Origin of the sequence: Agrobacterium sp. Azo12 (assembly GCF_029193765.2) — a bacterium.
Lineage (GTDB): Bacteria > Pseudomonadota > Alphaproteobacteria > Rhizobiales > Rhizobiaceae > Agrobacterium.
On sequence record NZ_JARFYO020000003.1, the window covers coordinates 672,256 to 689,509 of the forward strand.

Annotated in this window: 17 protein-coding genes; 12 read left to right on the forward strand and 5 right to left on the reverse strand. The window is 56.0% G+C overall.

Annotated elements, in window-relative coordinates:
* Window positions 1-12: 12 nt before the first annotated feature.
* Window positions 13-924: a LysR family transcriptional regulator gene (locus PYL13_RS25110; RefSeq protein ID WP_275642688.1), complete on the reverse strand. Its 912-nt coding sequence runs from the start codon at window positions 922-924 to the stop codon at window positions 13-15.
* Window positions 925-1,022: 98 nt separating this feature from the next.
* Between PYL13_RS25110 and PYL13_RS25115 the strand changes: the two genes are divergently transcribed.
* The 4 genes from PYL13_RS25115 to PYL13_RS25130 all read left to right on the forward strand — a co-directional run bounded on the left by PYL13_RS25115 (window position 1,023) and on the right by PYL13_RS25130 (window position 3,341).
* Window positions 1,023-1,652: a DsbA family protein gene (locus PYL13_RS25115; protein ID WP_275642689.1), complete on the forward strand. Its 630-nt coding sequence runs from the start codon at window positions 1,023-1,025 to the stop codon at window positions 1,650-1,652.
* Between the two features lie 33 nt (window positions 1,653-1,685).
* The gene (locus PYL13_RS25120) at window positions 1,686-2,582 is read left to right on the forward strand and encodes an MBL fold metallo-hydrolase (RefSeq protein ID WP_275642690.1); all 897 of its coding nucleotides are present in this window, start codon (window positions 1,686-1,688) and stop codon (window positions 2,580-2,582) included.
* A gap of 98 nt (window positions 2,583-2,680) precedes the next feature.
* Complete coding sequence (locus PYL13_RS25125; RefSeq protein WP_275642691.1) at window positions 2,681-2,929, forward strand: MoaF-related domain-containing protein; 249 nt, start codon at window positions 2,681-2,683, stop codon at window positions 2,927-2,929.
* A complete protein-coding gene (locus PYL13_RS25130) occupies window positions 2,919-3,341 on the forward strand; it encodes a YceI family protein (protein ID WP_275642692.1) in 423 nt (140 codons plus the stop codon). The genes PYL13_RS25125 and PYL13_RS25130 overlap by 11 nt, the downstream gene beginning before the upstream one ends.
* A 54-nt stretch (window positions 3,342-3,395) precedes the next feature.
* Here the strand turns inward: PYL13_RS25130 and PYL13_RS25135 are convergent, their stop codons facing one another.
* Window positions 3,396-4,112, reverse strand: coding sequence for a GntR family transcriptional regulator (locus PYL13_RS25135; RefSeq protein ID WP_250983953.1), 717 nt, complete (start codon window positions 4,110-4,112; stop codon window positions 3,396-3,398).
* Window positions 4,113-4,349: 237 nt separating this feature from the next.
* Here PYL13_RS25135 and PYL13_RS25140 point away from each other — a divergent pair, with 237 nt between their 5' ends.
* The 6 genes from PYL13_RS25140 to PYL13_RS25165 all read left to right on the forward strand — a co-directional run bounded on the left by PYL13_RS25140 (window position 4,350) and on the right by PYL13_RS25165 (window position 10,296).
* On the forward strand, window positions 4,350-5,441 hold the full coding sequence (locus PYL13_RS25140) for an ABC transporter ATP-binding protein (RefSeq protein WP_275642693.1): 1,092 nt from the start codon (window positions 4,350-4,352) through the stop codon (window positions 5,439-5,441).
* A gap of 34 nt (window positions 5,442-5,475) precedes the next feature.
* Window positions 5,476-6,780, forward strand: a complete 1,305-nt coding sequence (locus PYL13_RS25145) for an ABC transporter substrate-binding protein (protein ID WP_275642694.1) — start codon at window positions 5,476-5,478, stop codon at window positions 6,778-6,780.
* A gap of 197 nt (window positions 6,781-6,977) precedes the next feature.
* On the forward strand, window positions 6,978-7,889 hold the full coding sequence (locus PYL13_RS25150) for an ABC transporter permease (protein ID WP_275642695.1): 912 nt from the start codon (window positions 6,978-6,980) through the stop codon (window positions 7,887-7,889).
* Window position 7,890: 1 nt separating this feature from the next.
* Window positions 7,891-8,709, forward strand: a complete 819-nt coding sequence (locus tag PYL13_RS25155) for an ABC transporter permease (protein ID WP_275642696.1) — start codon at window positions 7,891-7,893, stop codon at window positions 8,707-8,709.
* 10 nt (window positions 8,710-8,719) lie between these two features.
* Window positions 8,720-9,466 carry an aspartate/glutamate racemase family protein gene (locus PYL13_RS25160; protein WP_275642697.1) on the forward strand — a complete coding sequence of 249 codons (747 nt, stop codon included), beginning with the start codon at window positions 8,720-8,722 and terminating at the stop codon, window positions 9,464-9,466.
* Between the two features lie 8 nt (window positions 9,467-9,474).
* Window positions 9,475-10,296, forward strand: coding sequence for a GNAT family N-acetyltransferase (locus PYL13_RS25165; protein WP_368077706.1), 822 nt, complete (start codon window positions 9,475-9,477; stop codon window positions 10,294-10,296).
* Between the two features lie 5 nt (window positions 10,297-10,301).
* Here PYL13_RS25165 and PYL13_RS25170 read toward each other — a convergent pair whose 3' ends face one another.
* The 3 genes from PYL13_RS25170 to PYL13_RS25180 are packed head-to-tail and all read right to left on the reverse strand — an operon-like array spanning window position 10,302 to window position 13,872.
* Window positions 10,302-12,293: an iron ABC transporter permease gene (locus tag PYL13_RS25170; RefSeq protein WP_275642699.1), complete on the reverse strand. Its 1,992-nt coding sequence runs from the start codon at window positions 12,291-12,293 to the stop codon at window positions 10,302-10,304.
* Window positions 12,290-13,132, reverse strand: a complete 843-nt coding sequence (locus tag PYL13_RS25175; RefSeq protein ID WP_275642700.1) for an ABC transporter ATP-binding protein — start codon at window positions 13,130-13,132, stop codon at window positions 12,290-12,292. The genes PYL13_RS25170 and PYL13_RS25175 overlap by 4 nt, the downstream gene beginning before the upstream one ends.
* Complete coding sequence (locus PYL13_RS25180) at window positions 13,129-13,872, reverse strand: AraC family transcriptional regulator (protein ID WP_275642701.1); 744 nt, start codon at window positions 13,870-13,872, stop codon at window positions 13,129-13,131. Before PYL13_RS25180 ends, PYL13_RS25175 begins: the two co-directional genes overlap by 4 nt.
* A 371-nt stretch (window positions 13,873-14,243) precedes the next feature.
* On the opposite strand from PYL13_RS25180, the gene PYL13_RS25185 reads away from it, so the two are divergent.
* Entirely contained in the window at window positions 14,244-16,379 is a 2,136-nt protein-coding gene (locus PYL13_RS25185) for a TonB-dependent siderophore receptor (RefSeq protein WP_275642702.1), read from the forward strand.
* Complete coding sequence (locus PYL13_RS25190; protein ID WP_275642703.1) at window positions 16,373-17,248, forward strand: ABC transporter substrate-binding protein; 876 nt, start codon at window positions 16,373-16,375, stop codon at window positions 17,246-17,248. The genes PYL13_RS25185 and PYL13_RS25190 overlap by 7 nt, the downstream gene beginning before the upstream one ends.
* Window positions 17,249-17,254 lie beyond the last annotated feature (6 nt).

Here is a 17,254-nt window from a genome sequence, read left to right on the forward strand (position 1 = left end):
TAGGGATGCGCATTAGGCCTCAAGCGCGCGTTTGCGTTCGGCCGACAGCATCATCTCCACAAAACGTCGCACCTTTGCCGGTCGAAAGCGGGCGACCGGAAAAACGGCATGCAGGCCGCCCGCTGGCAGGCTCCAATCGGGCAGCAGGCGCACCAGTCTGCCCTGCGCTAAATCTTTGCCCAGCATATAATCAGGAAAAACCGAAACCCCTGCTCCGGCCAGCACACAGGCATAGGCGGCCGGTGTTTTATCCGTACGGATGGCAGACGATACCTCGACCATTTCGGGGGGAAAGCCGTCACGGGAAAACATCCAGCGAAGCGGGTGACGCAGTACTGAATTTTCGATCCACGGCAGATTGGCCGCGTCGGCTGGTGTCTGGAGTGAGGAAAACCGCTCTGCCACGGATGGTGTGGCGACAAGATATTGTTCAAACGTCCCAAGCCGTCGTGACTGATGGCTTGTATCGGTCAGCCAGCCAGCGCGAATGGCAAGATCAAGCTGCTGGGTTGCGGGATCGATAACCGTATCGTCGAAGACCAGGTCGACTTTAATAGTTGGATAACGAGCGAGATAGGCTGTTATGACAGGGGCGACAATCACCGCGCCGTAGTCGAGCGGTGCGGTCAATGTCAGGGTGCCAGAGGGTTCGCTTGTATGGTGGGACATTTCCCCATAAGCGGCCTCGGCCTCTCTCAGAATGACGGCACAGCGGTCGTAGAATATCCGCCCCTCCTCTGTGGTCGCCAGCCGTCGCGTTGTTCGCGACAGGAGCGTGACGCCAAGCTCCTCCTCAAGCCTTGCCACGTGATGGCTGACAACAGCTTTCGCCACGCCCAGACGTTCGCCCGCCGCAGTAAACGAGCCGCTTTCCACCACGGTTGTAAAAAATATCAGACGGTTGAGGTTGAGAAGATCACTCATCATTGTCTCATTTAATCATACAGTCTGTACGAATAACCGATCTTTATTCCCTGTCAAAGTCGATGAATGATGGTGACCATCGAAACGGGATCAAAGACATGCAGCCAGACCGCATCATTTATTTATTCGATCCCCTGTGTGGCTGGTGTTATGGCGCATCGCCAATGCTGACGAGGTTGATGGCGGAAGGAACGTCTATCGAAGCAATCCCGACAGGGTTGTTTTCAGGTTCGGGAGCCCGCCCGCTGGATGAAGCGTTCTCAGCATATGCATGGGCGAATGACCAACGTATCCAGCGGCTTACCGGCCAGGAATTTTCCAGGGATTACCTTGAAAAAGTCCTCCGGAAGCAAGGCTCGATGTTTGATTCAACTGCTACTACAAGAGGTGTCGTGGCGGCGGGCTCGCATACGCCGCAGACACGCTTTTCGGCTCTGCAGACCTTGCAGCACGGCCGGTATGTCAGGGGATTGGACACAAGTGATCAGACCGTCGTCGCAAACCTGTTGGAAGAGGCAGGATTATCTGAGGCTGCCGCCCGTGTTCGTCAGCCAGATGACGGACTTCGATTAGCCGTCGCTGATCTCGTGAAAATCGGCAAGCAGTTGTTCCACCAGTTCAACGCCAACGGCGTTCCTGCACTGATCATCGAAAAAGGTGAAAGCCGTCGCCTGGTGGATTCGAGCGCCCTTTTTAGCAATTTCCACAACCTCAAGGCTCATGTCTAAGCCGCCTGACAATTCCACTCAGAGGACATATCCATGTTTACACGACGTAACACGCTCAAGCTCACAGTCGCCGCCGCCAGCCTTGCGGCACTGCCAGTCTCAGTATCAAGGGCATTTGCCACAACTTTGAAATGGACGTTTTTCCAGGCGGATGAGACCGGCTTTCGCCGCACACCCGTTCTTTTGACCGGGGAAAAAGATGCCATCCTGATCGATGGCGGTTTTACCTTGTCAGACGGTCGTGCTCTGGCAGCCGCCATCAAGGCAACAGGAAAAAAACTGTCGACAATTTATGTGAGCTGCAACGATCCTGATTACTATTTCAGCCTGCGGCCGGTCGTTGACGTTTTTCCTCATGCGAAGGTCATTGCCCGGAAAGCCACCGTTGACACTATCAATAGCAATGTCCAGGGCAAGCTGGAGGTTTGGGGGCCACAACTCAAGGAAAATGGCCCGCAAAAGCTGGCGGATGTCGTCATTCCCGCCGTGTCCGATCTCGAAGCACTGGAGCTCGACGGCAACAGAATAGAAATCGTCGAAATTCCCACAATGCATGATCGTCGCTACCTGTGGGTACCATCACTTGAAGCTGTTTTTGGCGGCGTTCTTGTGTCTTCCGGTATTCACGTCTGGGTGGCTGATGAAGGTACTGCTGAAAAGCGTGCGGCATGGATCAAGGCGCTTGATGATCTGATTGCCCGTAACCCGAAGATCGTTATTCCCGGTCACCAGTCCGAGGGTGCACCGCAAGGCGTCGAGGCCATTAAGTTCACACGCGATTACCTCATGGCTTTCGAGGAAGAAGTGTCCAAGGGCAAGGATAGCGCAGAGGTGATTGCCGCTATGCTCAAACGTTATCCGGACCTCAAGGATGCCAGCTCGCTGGAACTGGGTGCCAAGGTTGCCAAGGGCGAGATGAAGTGGGGTTGAAAACGGGGACAGATCGACAACAGATCGAGGCAGAGAAAATGGCGAATGAAACTTTCCCCGGTGTCGGTCATCGTTACCGTGCCGACTAGGGCGCCGTCGTGTTCCATGTCGATTTTGCGCCCGATGGCAAAACTCTGCGTTGGGCGGATGCATCGGCTGAGGATTTCGATGCTGTTGCCCATATGGAAAACTATAGCGCAACGTTCATCCGGCCTCATGTGTTTTGGGTAACCTGGAAGGAAGCTGACGGCACCACAGTCACGCATGTGGAAGATTTTGAGACTGGCTATGTCTATGCCTCGATAACGCAGCCCGATTTAACGTTTGTTCCGCCCCGTGTCCGGTGAAATTTCATTCGACAAGGACGATGTCACGAAAAGCTCGATCGAGCTGAAGATAGAAGCTGCCAGCATCGACACCAACCACGAACAGCGTGACACGCACCTCAAGAGCCCAGACTTCCTGAACGTTGAAGAGTTCCCTGAGGTTACCTTCAAAAGCACCGCGATTGAAAAGACCGGCGACAAGACTGCAAAGGTTACCGGCGATCTGAGCCTCGCGGGCACGGCGAAGCCGGTTACACTTGATGTGACATGGAATTCTGAATCGCCGCTTCCTTGGGATGCAAAGACCATCAAGACCGGTTTTTCTGCAACGGGTGCGATCACCGGCGCTGATTTTGGCATCACCAAGCTGGCAGACTTTGGTCTGGGACCAGACCTGTTACTGGATGTCGATCTGGAAGCGATCAAGAAGTAAGAAAAAAGACGCCGGCCTTTCCGGTCGGCGTCACTTTCACGATGAAATCATACGTTAGCCGATTGACAGCGCATCTTTGAGCGCCACGCCCTGCTTGGGCTGCAAGTCGAGATCGGCCTCGATGTGATCGATATGGTGCAGCATCAGGTCAGCGGCACGTTTGGCGTCACCGCGTTCGATCAGGTCCAGAATGGCGAAATGTTCGCTATGACCGCAGCTCGACACACCTGAACGGCCGTAAAGCGCGATGACCAGCGAAGACCGCGCCACCAACTCATCCATAAAACGCTGCAGGATGGCATTACCAGCAACAGAGGCCAGCATGAGGTGGAAATCACCGGATGCCTTGATTTCTGCCCGCCTTGCCGCCGGGCCGCGCTCGTTCATATAGCGCTCTTCTTCAATCAGCTGTTCGCGAAAACGAGCGATGTCCTGCGGCGTAATCCTTTCGGCGGCGGCTATAACAATGCCTGGCTCGATCAGCCGGCGGGATGCAAAGATCTGTCGTGCCTCCTCTGGCGTCGGATTGGAAACGAAGGCGCCACGGTTACGCTCGGTCTTCACAAGGCCTTCGAAGGTCAGCATTTGAAGTGCAGCGCGTGCCACCGTGCGGCTGACATCAAAAAGCGCGCCAACTTCCGCCTCGGACAGTTTTGTTCCCGGCGCGAGCCGCCGATCAATGATGGCATTGCGCAGGGACTCGCGGATCGCCATCGAGCGGTCCTCGACCATTGGGTCAGCAGAAACGGAGGTATGTTCAAGCAAGGTCATTGGTTTCGTCCAGTATGACCTGTTGTAGCGCGTTGCGGTGTCATCTGCCAGTGGGATATTTTGCAATCCGTAACTCAGATTGCATACAATTTGACCATGGGATCGAAAACAATCGATGCAAATTTGCGCAGCGCTCAATGACAAAAATGGTTTTGTGACAAAACATCGTTGATCTTCAATGGTTAATTGAATTGGCACGGCTCCTGCATCACCAAAAACAATCTCAGGAGAGTGCCTATGAGCAAAGCCGCTGAAATAGACATCGTATCCGTTTCCAAGATCTATGGTGCCACCACGGCCGTCCATGAGATCAGCCTGAAGATCCCGGCCGGCACCTATTGCTGCCTGCTTGGACCTTCTGGTTGCGGCAAGACCTCGACGCTCAGGATGATCGCCGGACATGAGAGCATCTCGACAGGTGATATCCGTCTTGGCAATGCTGTTGTCACCGACCTGCCGCCAGCCAAGCGTGGCACGGCGATGATGTTTCAGTCCTACGCGCTGTTTCCGCATCTCGACCTCGTCGACAACGTCGCCTTCTCCTTGAAGATGAAGGGCGTGGAGAAAGACGTGCGGCGCGCCAAGGCTCTGGAAATGCTGAAACTGATGCAGCTCGAAGCCTATGCGCCGCGTCGCCCGGCCCAGCTTTCCGGCGGTCAGCAGCAGCGCGTGGCGCTTGCCCGCGCTTTGATCACCGATCCGGAAGCGCTTCTGCTCGATGAGCCGCTTTCAGCCCTCGACCCATTCCTGAAAATCCGTATGCGGGCGGAGCTTAAAAAGCTCCAGACCTCGCTTGGCATCACCTTCGTCCATGTGACGCACAGCCAGGAAGAGGCGATGGCGCTCGCCGATATCATCGTCATCATGAATGATGGTCGCATCGAGCAGGCCGCTCATCCGCGCACCGTGTTTGAGCGCCCGGCAACTGCCTTCGTAGCGAAGTTCATGGGCGATCATAATGTGATTTCCGGTCGCGTGATAAAGAGCGCCGACGATGAGCTGATGATTTCGGTCCCGGCTGGCGGCGATTTTCTGGCGATCGGCGCTGATGCTGCTGGTCTCACCGACACGGCCGACATCGCGGTTCGGACCGACCACGTGCGTGTTGCACCGGCGACCGAAAAGGGCCTCGGCTTCACCGGTTCCGTCTCAAACGTCGAATATCGCGGCTCATCGGTGAAACTCACCGTCAATGGCTCCGGTGTGGAGGATTTTACCGCGATCCTCAGTGACAAGGACTATTTCGCCAATCCGGTGAAGGTTGGCGATGCCATTCCGCTTTCGTGGGAGCGTGAGGACGCGCTCGTGCTGGGGCGGCTGAAGCACTGAAACTACAACAATAAACCTCAAGAGGAGAACTGGCATGACCGATACAAAAAAAACGGGAATCGACAAGACGGCCAAGGGTATTTCCCGCCGTTCGCTTTTGAAAACGGCATCGGCTGCGGCCGGCCTTGCGGCTGGTTCAGGTGTGATTACCGGTTTCCCGACCATCTGGGCACAGAACCCGATTACGCTTCGCCAGTTTGGCACCGGCGTGTCGAACCTCAATGCGATTGCCGAGAAGTGCAAGGCTGATCTTGGCATCACGCTCGAGATGACGGCGACGGATTCGGATGCCGCCGCCCAGCGTGCAGTCACCCAGCCGAAGTCCTATGACATCGCCGATATCGAATACTGGATCCTGAAAAAGGTCTATGCAGCCGGCGTGATCCAGCCAATGGATACAAAGAAGCTGAAATATTACGACAAGGTCGTTCCGCTGTTCAAAAACGGCAAGTTGACACCCGACAGCGTGATTGCACAGGGCACCGCGCCGCACACGGTCGGTTTCGTTGAAAAGCCGGGCGACAAAGCCTTTGCCAAGGAAGAAACCCAGTATTTCACCATGATGCCAACGATCTACAATGCCGATACGCTCGGTATTCGTCCTGACCTGGTTGGCCGCGACATCACCACCTGGGCCGACATCATGGATCCGAAGTTCAAGGGCAAGACCTCGATCCTCAACATCCCGTCGATCGGCATCATGGATGCGGCGATGATCATGGAAGCGCTCGGCAACATCAAATATGCCGACAAGGGCAACATGACCAAGGAAGAGATCGACAAGACAATCGACTTCCTGATCAAGGCCAAGCAGGATGGCCAGTTCCGCGCCTTCTGGAAGTCGTTCGACGAGTCGGTCAACCTGATGGCATCGGGCGAAGTGATTATCCAGTCCATGTGGTCGCCGGCGGTTGCTGCCGTTCGTTCCAAGGGCATCGACTGCAAATACCAGCCGCTTAAGGAAGGCTATCGTTCGTGGGGTGGCGGTCTGGGTCTCGCAGCACATCTGACCGGTGCACAGCTCGACGCGGCTTACGAATATATCAACTGGTACACCTCCGGCTGGGTTGGCGCCTATCTCAACCGCCAGGGGTATTACTCTGCCTGCATGGAAACCGCCAAGGAGCACATGTCGGCCGATGAGTGGGGCTACTGGATCGAAGGCAAGACTGCGACCGGCGATATCGTCGCGCCGGACGGCAAGGTCATGGAAAAGGCCGGTGCAGTACGCGACGGCGGCTCCTTCGAAGAGCGCATGGGCCATGTTTCTTGCTGGAACTCGGTAATGGACGAAGACCGTTATATGGTCCGCCGCTGGAACGAGTTTATCGCAGCCTGACAGACAAACAGATCACCCTCCCCCCGCAAGGGGGAGGGCTTAACCCAGCCGCACCGCCAGACGCGATCATGGCGGGTGAGCGGGCCAAGTCTTCTTCCCAGTCTTGGAGAAGATGGCCGTTCGGCCAGAGGGTGTAGTCGGAAGCGATGCCTTTTCATTGCGAGAAGGTTCAGAGGCCCATAGGGAGAAGCCAAGCAATGGCGACGATCACATCGACGGATACGGAAAATGTCGGGCAGTCTCGCCCAAAAGGCTTTCAGCTGCCGCTTGCCGTCATCTCCTATCTACAGGCGGTGCCACTGACGCTCATTCTTGGGTTCTTTCTGCTGTTACCGATCATCATGATCGCAGTTGTCAGTTTCTGGGATTATGATTTCGCCCAGATGTATCCCGACTTGCTGACGATGAACTATGCCGAAACGCTTGGGTCATGGGTTACTTGGAAGACCTATCTCAACACACTTAAATATGCTGCTTTGGTCTGGCTAATCACGCTTTTCATCGGCTTTTGGGTCGCCTACTTCCTTGCCTTCCATATCCGCACCACATCAATGCAAATGGTACTTTTCCTGATCTGCACCGTGCCGTTTCTGACATCCAATATCATCCGGATGATTTCATGGATCCCGGTTCTTGGACGAAACGGCCTGATCAATTCTGCGCTGGTGGGGTCAGGAGTGATTTCCGAACCGGTGGAATGGCTGCTCTATTCAGATTTCGCTGTCGTCTTGGCCATGGTGCATCTCTATACGCTCTTCATGGTGACGCCGATCTTCAACACATTGATGCGCATTGACAAACCGCTGGTAGAGGCAGCGCGTGATGCAGGCGCTTCTTCCTGGCAGGTCCTGTCAAACGTCATCATCCCGCTGGCCAAGCCCGGCATGGCAATCGGCACGATTTTCGTCGTGACGCTGGTCATGGCCGATTTTTCCACCGTGCAGGTGATGTCTGGCGGACAAAGCGCCTCCGTCGCGCTGATGATGAAGAACCAGATGTCGCTGCTGCAATATCCCGCCGCTGCCGCCAATGCGGTGGTGCTGCTGGTGCTCGTGTTGATGATGGTCGCTGGCATATTGCGGATCGTCGATATCCGGAAGGAGCTTTAAGATGTACCGTGAAAAACGCTCCCGGGAATTCTACTTTCTCGCCATCTTCTTTGCCGTCTTCGTGCTGTTCCTCTATGGTCCGCTATCGGCGATCCTGATCCTTTCCTTCCAGGGGCCAAATGGCGGCCTGACCTTCCCACTTAACGGCGTGTCGCTGCGCTGGTTCGCCAACCTGTTCGAAACCCAGGCGGTGGGTGATTTCGGCGGCTCGTTCCGTCGCTCGGCAATGCTTGGCATCATGGTCATGCTGGTAACGGTGGTTGTGTCGCTGCTGGCGGGACTGGCCTTTCGCCGAAAATTCATCGGTGCGACGGCGCTCTTTTATCTGGCGGTCGCAAGCCTCGTTGTCCCCTCGATCATCGTTTCGCTCGGCATCGGCGTGCTGTTCAGCCAGCTCGGCCTGCAGCCGGCATGGTATTCCTCGGCCTTCGGCGCGCACCTGACCTGGACGCTGCCTTTCGGTGTGCTGATAATGTTTGCCGTGTTCAATCGCTTCTCACCTGCTTACGAGGAAGCGGCACGGGATCTCGGTGCATCCTCCTGGCAGACATTCTCGAATGTTGTTTTGCCGATGATCGCTCCAAGCCTGATCGGCGTTGGCCTGTTCGGCTTCACACTGTCTTATGACGAATTTGCCCGCACGCTGATGACCGCAGGGTCGTTCAATACGCTGCCGCTGGAAATCTACGGCATGACCACTAATGTGACGACACCGGTGCTTTATGCGCTTGGCACGGTCACAACAGTCTTCTCCTTCCTGGTGATCGCTGGCACGCTCGGCCTGATCATCCATCTCAATCGTCGCAGACAGCGGAGTTGATAAAACGCCAATGCGCATCCTGATCATCAACCCAAACACAACCGCCAGCATGACAGCAACCATTGCCGATAGTGCGAACCGCGTTGCAGGGCACCAGACAGAGATCGTCGCCGTTACCTCATCGATGGGACCGGTTTCGATTGAAGGCTATTATGACGAAGTCTTTGCGGTTCCTGGCCTGCTCAAGGAAATCGCCGCAGGCGAAAAACAGGGTATCGATGCCGTCGTCATCGCCTGTTTCGACGATACTGGTCTTGATGCTGCACGGGCGCTCGCCAACGTGCCGGTGATCGGAATCTGCGAGGCGGCGGTTTCTGCCACGGCCTTCATCGCCCAGAAATTCACTGTTGTGACGACGATGGAACGGTCGCGGTTGCCGCTTGAACATCTCGTCCATCGGTACGGTATGTCGTCGCGCTGCAAGGTGAGAGCGGCGGATATTCCAGTGCTGTCTCTTGAAGACGCGAACTCCAACGCTCGCGACCGGTTACGCAGCGAGATTGCGCTGGCGCTGAAGGAAGACAGGGCTGAAGCGATCGTTCTCGGCTGCGCCGGCATGGCGGATCTGACCGCAGAGCTGCGGGCAGAATTCGGTGTGCCTGTCGTGGATGGCGTTGCCGCGGCAGTAAAACAGGCGGAATCGCTGGTAACGCTTGGCCTGTCGACCGCCAAGCGCGGTGCCTATGCAACACCGATCTCGAAACCCTATCGAGGCATGTTGGAGCCCTTCCAACCTGATCGGCTGACAGGCTTATGAGTGACGTTGTGATCCGGTCGCTCGATCTGGCGGAGATCGAAATGCTGATTGGTTGGGCAAAGGCTGAGGGCTGGAACCCCGGGCTTGCCGATGCGGCACCCTTTCAGGCCGCTGATCCAGAAGGATTTATCGGCTATTTTGTCGATGGGCGAATGGCCGCGGGCATATCCGCCATCCGCTATGGTTCTGATTTCGGATTTATCGGTCTTTATATTGCGCATTCTGATTTTCGCGGGCGCGGATACGGGCGGAGCGTTTGGGATGCGGGCATGGCGCATCTGAAAAACCGCACGATCGGTCTTGACGGCGTGCCGGAGCAACTGGCGAATTATCGATCCATGGGTTTTGTCCCCGACTATGACACCTTTCGCTGGAGCGGAAAGCTGCAAGGCCGGATCGATCCTGACATCTGCTCCCTCGAAGATATTAATCCGGCCAGCCTGATCACGTTTGACGCCGAGTGTTTTGCAGAGCGCCGTGCGGCTTTTTTGCAAGCCTGGCTGGCGTTGCCGAGGCAGACAAAAGTGCTCATCCGCGATGGTGCGATCTGCGGTTATGCTGTCGCGCGTCAATGCCATGAGGGCTATAAGATCGGGCCACTTTTCGCTGTAGATTCCGACGCTGCAACGATATTGATTCTTGCGTGTGCGGCGGAGGTTGAAGGTCAGTTGATCCACATCGACGTGCCTGCCGATCAGGCTAGGTTTTCCGCGGTCCTTGAAGCTCACGGATTTGAGTGCGTTTTCCAGACGACGCGGATGTATCGTGGAACACCGCCATCATTCGAAACCGCGTGTGTTTTCGGTGTGACAACGCTCGAACTGGGCTGAGGTGGTTACGAAACTGAGGTTTTTCTCGATGCTGGTGGGCGCATTAACAGCATAAAAAACGGTGCGCCGAGAACTGCGGTAACGACACCCGCAGGTAGTTCAAGCGGCGCAATAATACTACGGCCAACAAGGTCCGCCACGGCCATGAGAATGGCACCTGTCGCCATGGCAACCGGTAGATTACGCGCGTGGCGTGGTCCTGCCAAAAGGCGGGCTGCATGGGGTGCAAGCAACCCGACAAAACCGACTGCTCCAATGGCCGAGACGGCGATAGCACTCGCAAATGCTGCGTATAACAACGCCAGAATACGGGCGCGGTCCGTTTCAACTCCCAGTGCGCGTGCCTTTTCGTCACCCAGCACAAGTGCGTCCAACTGACGGCTGGAGAAAAGGCCAATACTTGCCAGGACGATGAGCCATGGCAGCATGGCCCATGCATCATCATATCCTCGGCCATGGGTTGACCCGCTGAGCCAGGACAGCGCCTGCGCCGTCTGTAATCTCGCTTCGACAACGATGATGGTGCCGATTGCTCCAAAACTGGCAGCGATTGCGATGCCGGCCAGAATGAGCTTTTGTGGTGATCTCCGTGGACCGAGTACCATCAAAAGGACAACCGCTGACAGGGCGCCTGCGACGGTCACCAACTGAAACATCGATGTGCCGGGAACAAGGCCTGAGAGCAGGGCAATCAGACTGAACAACGCTGCTCCTTGCGAGAGACCGAGCGTTTCCGGGCCACAAAGCGGATTACGCGTGACCGCTTGCAGCGCCACACCGGAAGTTGCCAGCAATGCGCCGCACCCCAGAGCAATAAACAGCCTTGGGGCGCGTAAATCGAGGTTTGCGACAAGGGCACCAAATGACGACGAGACGCCATCTCCAATCGTCAATGCTGCGATGATCACCAGCAGGCCAACCGCAACAATCACACTGGAAAGCATTGGTAAGGACAGGCGATTGGCAGTTGAAGGTGCCGCCATACGGCTCTCACCACCTGCTTTTGTTGTGTTCAAAAGCAACAGCATGGCAGGAGCACCGAAGCAGGCAACTGCGACACCGGATGGTACAACAATGCCATTACCAGCCAGTAATTGCGTGATCATGTCGGCAGTTAGAAGGGCGTTTGCACCCCACAGCGCGGCCAACGGTAATTGACGGTGATGGCGTGTGACGCCAATAGCGCGAAGGGCATTGGGGACGGCAAGCCCGATAAAACCGATCGGGCCAGCCAGTGTTACGGCAGCGCCCGCCAGGATGACGCCAGCAATCAGGCCAGCCAGTGTGGTGGTGCGGGTCACGCCCAGGCTTGCAGAGGTCTGTTCCCCCAAACCCAATAGATCAAGCTGCCGGGCGATCAAGAGAAGGGCAATACATGATGCGATGATGGCCGGCCCCGCCATTAGCACTTTCGACCAGCCGGTTTGGTCAAGAATGCCGGCAGACCAGAGTAGCAAACCGGATGCGCGATCATCAGCCAGCAGGACGATTGCCGAGGCTATTCCTGCAAAACATAGGGATATGGCGACGCCGGCCAACGCCAATCGGCCCGGTGGCGCACGAAACCCGCCAGCAAGTGCGATGCAGGCAACGGCGCCAACAGCGCCCCCCATGGTTGTTGCGATGATCGATGGAATTGCAACAGGCAGCAGGAGTGTCGAAATGACGAGGAACAGCTGCGCTCCGCTGGTGACCGAGAGGATATCCGGTGCTGCCAGTGGGTTGCGAAGGACGCTTTGAAACACCGATCCGGCGATGGCCAGTGCGGCGCCAACAAAAATAGCCGCGACAAGTCTGGGCGCACGAATAGTTTCCAATACGGTTTGAGCCAAGCTGGTGGGACGTGTCGGAAACGTGAGAACATCGCTCCAGTTCACCAGCTTGCTTCCCATGCGAAAATCGAGAACAGCCAGCAGGACGAGTAGCAAGAGACCAATTGGCCAGGCAAATGCGGCCAGGAACGGCCTTAATCGCACGGGTGCGTTTGCTGCTGTCATTCTGCGAGCCGCAGAGTGTTGGTGCTGTCGGCGTTACCCACCCAGTCGATAAGGCAGTAACCGCGATCATGGTTGCGGGGGTGAGGAACGATATCAACCTTACAGCCAAAGGCCTGTTCAAGCAGGTCTTCCTGCAAGACGTGTCCTGTCGAGCCAGCCGCCAACACCTTGCCTTTGCACATCAACACAATGTCGTCGGCGATATCCATGACCTGGTTCAGGTCGTGAAGTACGGCAACGATCGTCAGCCCTTCCTCTTTGTTAAGTTGCCTGAGCAGCGTTAACAGTTCGGCCTGATGGCGGATGTCAAGAAAGCTGGTTGGTTCATCAAGAAACAACAGTTCTGGCTCCTGCGTCAAAGCCATTGCGACCCAGGCCCGCTGGCGCTCACCGCCGGAGAGTGTGGAGAGTTCGCGGTCGCGCAGGGCATGCAGATCAACACGTCTTATGGCGCGGTCGATAAGGTCACGGTCCTCTACTGAAAGACGGCCAAGCCAAGGTCTATGTGGATGACGGCCCTGTTCAACCAGTTCCTCGACCGTCAGGCCCAACGGAACTTCCGGAGACTGGCTCATGACCGCCACCCGGCGGGCAATATCACGCCGCGACAATTGGGATAGTGGCTGGCCCGACAGCAGAACGTCGCCTGACGTTGGCGCTTCCAGTCCTGCCAGAGTTTTCAGAAGCGTGCTTTTACCTGATCCATTGGCGCCACATATCACGGTGATGCGACCGTGATGCGCCTGCACATCAACGTCGCGCAGTGCAAAGGCTTGGTCGTAAGCCACAGCCAGTCTACGGGCTTCGACCGCGGGTATATTTGTGTTTCGATCGCTCACGCCACGACTTCGCGCATGGCTTTGCGCAACGATGACAGGCTGCGGTACCCAACATCTGCTGCCGCTTCATCAAGTCGGGCACCTTCGGCCTGCCTGCGCATGACATGGGCCATACGCAAACGGCGCCGCCATTCGGCAAAACTCATGCCGGTCTGGGTGCGGAATTTTCGCGTCATGGTCCTGCGGCTCATGCCGAGATTGTCGGCCCAATCGTCGATGTCAAGATCGATCGATGGGGTTTCGGAGAGGTCCTTGCACAAGCGCTGCAGCCTTTTGTCGCTGGGCATTGGTAGTGCAAATGGCCCTTCTTCTGCACGGGAAATTTCATCAAGAATGAGAGCGGCAAGGTGCCCGCCCCGCCCGTTCTCGGCATAAAGCGTCGGTTCTTCAATAAATGCTCCAACCATGGCTGACAGCAGAACAGAGGTCGAGATAACCCGCGTCGGCTCCCAGTTGAGCATCAATGCCCCATCCGGCTCGATATAAAGCGACTGCATGGAGACGCGACCATGAGATGTAACGGCATGTGGTACATCGGGTGCAATGAGAAGGCCGTAGCCACTGGGGATGATAAATGAGCTGTCGGGTGTACGGGCCGTCATGAAACCGCCGAGAATTTGCAACAACTGGCCCCGGCGATGGCTATGCCAGCCGAAATCGACGCTGTTTTCATAAATCCGCGACATTGCGGCGACAGGGCGGGGCACGTTCTGAAGATCGCCGGCCTTTTGCTGTTTCATCTCGTCTCCCAATCGGAGGCCCTGTCAGAACAGGGAAAAATCCGTGGATAGCTTAATCACGGCCGGAGCATTAGCCGGTGCTATCAAATTTTTCAAAGATGAATTTGACCTGATTCATCCAGACTTGTTGAAATTGGTCCAATTGGGTCACTTTGTGGCCCGCCAGAGTTTCAATTTGACCTGACAATGGTGACTAGAAAAGTCTACTTAAGCTCAAAATCAGGCGAGACGTCCATTCGTGACTACCTGCACAGGTGGCGGGTCTCGCTTGAAGCCGTATCACGCTCTTCAAAGGCCGCAAAATGCATAACACCGCTTCGACCTCTTGCAACCCCTTGATCCTCTCCGCCCGGCGGTCACGTGTTCTGTTGATGTCTGGTGTTGCCATGATTGCGGTTGCCGGTTTAGGTGAAAGTGCCTTTGCGCAGGAAGAGACTGATGCAACGCGCCTCGCTCCGATCGTTGTTCAGGGGCAAGGCAGCACTAAAGGCGCACGCGTTGAACAGCGCGGTTACGTGGCCAAGGACTCCGCATCGGCCACCAAAACGACGACACCGATTGCCGAGACACCTCAGTCCATTTCGGTGATTACACGTGGAGCCATGACTGACCGCGCCGTACAAACTGTGGCTGACAGCCTGTTGTACAGCTCCAACGTCAATGGTCAGCGTTATGGCAATGATCCGCGCTCGGACTATTTCACCATTCGTGGTTTTAGTGCTGACCTTTATCTCGACGGTCTGCGCGTTCCACAGATCGCCAACCAGACCGGCGGCTATGCAGGTTTTCGTGTAGAACCCTATTTCCTGAACCGTGTCGAAGTGCTGCGTGGACCGAGTTCTGCTCTGTTCGGCCAGACGAATGTCGGTGGCGTCGTCAACATGATCAGCAAGGATCCTTCTGATCAGGCCGGTGGTCAGGCTTATGCCAGGTTCGGCAGCTTCAAACAGAAGGAAGTTGGTTTCGATACTACAGGTCCGCTCGGCAGCGGATCAGACCTGACCTATCGTGTTGAAGGTGTTGTGCGCGACAGCGACACGATGAACGATTTCGGCAAGAATGACCGAATCGCCATCAGCCCAACGATCAAATGGTCGCCTGACGAAGATACCAGCATCACCGTTTATGGTGCTTACATGAAGGATGATGCCGGTCAGGTACCGTCGCTTATTCCGGCGCTTGGCAGTGTCTATCCGAACAGTCTCGGACTGACGATCCCGCGTAATTTTTCCGATGGTGACCCATCACTGGCAATCTACGACAAGGAAACCGCCTATATCGGTTACCGTCTGGAGCATGCCTTCAACGACGATCTCACGTTGCGACAGAATTTCCGTTATTCCTATCTCGATGTGAACTATCAGAACCTGTATGCCACTGGCTTTGCCGCCTCCCCGACAACGCTTGCACGTACGGTTTACAATGCGCAGCCGACGCTCAACGCCGTCGCGCTTGATACCAATCTTGAGTACAGGTTTGATACGGGCCCAGTCAGCCATACGCTGTTGGGTGGTGTCGATCTGCAATGGCAAAATCTCGTCAATGATACCGGAACTAAGACTGGCACTGCATATAACCTCAACATTTTTAACCCGATCTACAACATCGGTGTGACGTCTGCTCCTATCAGGACACATCTTGATCAGACGCAAAAACAGGCTGGCATTTATCTGCAGGATCAGATTGAGCTTGATCGTTTCCGTCTAACGATTGGCGGACGTCAGGACTTCGTAACCAACGATTCCGATAGCATTGCATACGGCACTCCTGACACGCTCACGCAGCAGCGCCGAGATTACAACGCCTTCACCGGCCGCGTTGGTGCAGCTTATGTGTTCGACAGTGGCTTTATTCCTTATGCGGTCTATTCGACATCGTTCTCCCCGGTTCTCACTTTGGCACCCAAGCCTCTGAAACCAACGACCGGTGAGTTGAAGGAAGTGGGCGTCAAATATGCGCCAGAGGGTGAAGACTACAATGTGACGCTGTCTGGTTTTGAAGCGACGCAGCAAAACGTCGTGCAGCGCATCTCGGGCGAGTATTTCCAAACCGACGAAGTGCGGGTTCGTGGTATCGAACTTGAAGCCAATGCCACCCTTTGGGATCGCTTGAATGTGACGGCCGCCGCAAGCTGGCAGGACCCGGAGGTGACGCGCAGTCAGACGGCGACACAGGTTGGCAAGCTGCCATATACGGTACCCAAGCAGCAGCAGTCGATATTCGTCAGCTATGATGTGCCAATGCCGGACTCATGGGATGGTAAACTGACCATTGGTGCAGGTGCGCGCCACATTGGCAAAACGGCGGGAGATACCAACAACACGTTCTTCGTGTCGGGTTACACACTGGTAGATGCCTTTGCACGGTATGAACATGACCGTTATTCATTCCAGCTCAATGGATATAACCTTGCCGATAAGGACTACGTAGCCGGTTGTAACACCACCACGCAGTGCTACTACGGTCAGGGACGCACCGTGGTCGGTACAGTGAGTGTGAAGTGGTAACAGAACTAGGCAGACGATCATTCATCACCGGCGCGTCGGCTTTGGCCGTCGCGCCGATGGCGTTTGGCGCGGCGCCCTCCAAGCGCATCGTTACGCTGGAATGGACCTCGACCGAAATTGCACTTTCGTTGGGCAAGTCGCCAGTTGGCTGTGCCGAACCGTCCGGATACCGAACTTGGGTCAATGTCGCCAATGACAAGATCGATCATGTGACGGATGTTGGCCGCCGACAGCAGCCAAGTCTTGAGGCTATCCGCAATTTGCAGCCTGATCTCATCCTGGCGTCGCGCTTTCGCCATGCATCGCTTGCCGCAGCACTTGGTGAAATTGCCCCTACTCATCTGCTCGATGACCAAGCCGGTGACGGGGATATGCTGGCAGCCGTCTATCAAAGCGTTGGTCAGGCGGGCACTGCTCTCTCCCTTGAGAGCGAAGCGAAGGCGCTGCTTGCGCAATTTGACAGCAATATTGATCTCTTAAAGACCAAATCGGTAGGGCAGATTTCCGGCCGAAAATTGCTGGTCGCGCAACCGCTACCCGGCGTTCCGCGTCTCCGGGTCTTTGCGCCCAATTCTGCCATATCGATGCTGCTGAGCCGGGTCGGATTTTCAACCGCGCTGGACATGGACCCGCAGCCGTTCGGCTTCACCACCTTTGATCTCGAGGGACTGGCCGCTCTGGATAGCGAAACGTCGCTATTCCTGTTGTCAGAGCAATTGCCGAGCGAGTTAAGCGATGCCGCTCTATGGCCGGTCCTGCCGCTTGTGGCGCAGGGGCATGTGCACCTTGCCTCCACGCCCCATTGGCCGTTTGGCTCTACTGCTTCGCTGAAGAGGCTGGTCGAGGATATCGTCCGAACCTTTGCATGAATAGTA